Source organism: Pedobacter sp. 05L430, from assembly GCF_056397585.1.
This window is the reverse complement of record NZ_JBFTNT010000439.1, coordinates 1-2,398: the sequence shown is the minus strand read 5'-3', so window position 1 is coordinate 2,398 and position 2,398 is coordinate 1. Positions and strand designations below refer to the sequence as shown.

Sequence of the window (2,398 nt, the reverse complement as noted above, 5' to 3'; positions counted from 1 at the left end):
GCCTTAATCAAGGCCAAAAAACAAAAACACTAAATAGTCTGAACTTCAACCTAAGGAACAATAAGTTTAATTACTTTGTAAATTTCAGTTACAACTACAATACCGGCTTTTCGGATCTTGATATCAACCGCACCTATAAAAATGCTGACAACAGTCCAAAATCGTATTTTAACCAGAACAGCTATTTTGACAGACATGGAAATTCTTTAAATACGAAAGCGGGGGCTGATTATTATCAGTCTGATAATACGACCTGGGGCATCCTTGTTAGCGGAATGTCGAGAGCATCTACACAGATAAACAATAATTCTAGTAATCTACTGAATTCAGTACAACAACTCGACTCCGTTATTAAGGCTAAAAATATTGATATAATTGATTTTAGTAATGGCGGTATTAATTTAAACTATCGACATCAATTTGATAAAAAGGGACATGGTATTACTGCCGATGCCGATTATCTGGCTTACAGGAACAAAACCAAACAAACTTATTATAATTCAAGTTTTTTTGCAAACGGATCACTAAAATCAGAAGATGTCCTGACGGGATACCTTCCTGGAAACATTGATATCTATTCTATGAAAACTGATTATTCGTTGCCATTAAAGTCTGAATGGAAACTGACAACTGGATTAAAGACCAGTTATACCAAAACCGATAATACTGCAGATTATGCCTATACCATAAATGAAATTACTAAACCGGATTTCGACAAGAGCAATCATTTCATATACAAAGAGCATATCAGCGCCGCCTACCTGAATTTAAACAGAGAAATGAAAAAAATCTCTGTACAACTTGGGTTAAGGCTCGAGAATACTTTCTCCGATGGTCATCAACTAGGTAACGCAATGAAGCCTGATTCGGCATTTAAAAGAAATTATACTGGGCTTTTTCCTACTGTATATGTATTGTATAAGTTGGATACAGCTGCTAACAATCAAATAGGCCTTAATTATGGAAGGAGAATTGATCGTCCATATTACCAGGATTTAAATCCTTTTATCTCACCATTAGACAAATTCACCTTTTATGTTGGAAATCCATTTCTGAGACCGTCATACACCCAATCAATAGAATTGTCCCATACCTATAAAAACAAGTATACCACTACCATAAGCTATTCAAAATCCAGGGATGAAGTTAATGAAACTATTGAGATATTAAACGGTACTTACTACAGCAGACCTGGTAATATTGGGAAAAAAAAGGTTAAAAGCATCTCTTTTAACGGAACATTTGATGCTGCAAGGTGGCTTAGCCTTGATTTTTATGCGGAGGTCACTAACATCAAAACAGTAAGCGATTTTTATACAGGAAAACTTAATACCAGTGGTACTTTCTGTTTTACCAGTGCAAATGCAAAATTTGCTTTAGGGAAAGATTGGGACGCAGAACTAAGTGGTAATTATAGGAACCGGATTATAGATGTTCAATTTGAACTGAAAAGTATATGGCAGGCCAGTACAGCCATTCAAAAGAAATTGTCGCCTAGCACAACTTTGAAGTTAGCCATCAATGATTTGTTTTATAGTAGAATTAATAGGGGAGTTATTAATAACCTTACACAAACCGATGCTAACTGGACCAACAAAGGTGATTCAAGAACTGCAGTGCTTTCCTTTAACTACCGCTTTGGAAAAGCCTTCAGTACACCAGCCAAACATGGTGAATCAGGAGCAGAAAGTGAAAAGAACAGGGTGAAGAACTAAAGTTATTTTTTATGTTTCTTCCTGTATTCTGAGGGAGAAGTACCGATGAGTTTGCTAAATAATCGTGAAAAATAATATTGATCATCAATACCCAACACAGCGCAAATCTCTTTAATGCTTTTGTCAGTAAAGTAAAGATATTGACAGGAATGCTGTATTTTGAGCTGATTGTAATAAGCTATGGGTGAAATACCAGTTTTTTGTTTAAATATCCTTAAGTAGTGTGATAGAGAGATCTTTTGTTGATCAGCAAGCTGATTTACTGTAAGTTTCTTATCAAGATTGTCTTTCATAAATGAAATTGAACTGCTTACCGCGTCTTTACTATAAACAGAAGGGTTTATTTCTTTATAATAAATTAGCGAGGTTACGAAATAGAGTAGTCTGAAGTTCATGATCTCCATTTCTTTTGTACCAAAACTCTCTTCAAGCATGGTATATATTTGATTAAAAATATCTATTCTGTCCTGCTCAAAGGGAATTGAATGAACCTCATGTTGCCCCTCAACAAGAGAACGTTCATAAATCATCCTTGAATTGACCCCACTAAAATGCATCCAATATATACTCCAAGGGTTTTTTAACGAGCTGAAATACCTGTGGGGTATATTTTTAGGGATGATAAAAAATGTGTTTGCTTTTAAAACATAAACCTTATTGTCCAATTCCACAGAGCCTTCTCC

The 2,398-nt window shown here is 35.1% G+C and carries 2 protein-coding genes; one reads left to right on the top strand and one right to left on the bottom strand.

The features are described from left to right. Positions 1–1,715, top strand: a 1,715-nt coding sequence (locus AC1DG9_RS26100; protein WP_477635575.1) for an outer membrane beta-barrel family protein, incomplete at its 5' end; no start/stop codon positions are given. 2 nt (positions 1,716–1,717) lie between these two features. On the opposite strand, the gene AC1DG9_RS26095 is transcribed toward AC1DG9_RS26100, so the two are convergent. Then, positions 1,718–2,398: AraC family transcriptional regulator (locus AC1DG9_RS26095; RefSeq protein WP_477635574.1), on the bottom strand; the 681-nt coding region annotated here is incomplete at its 5' end.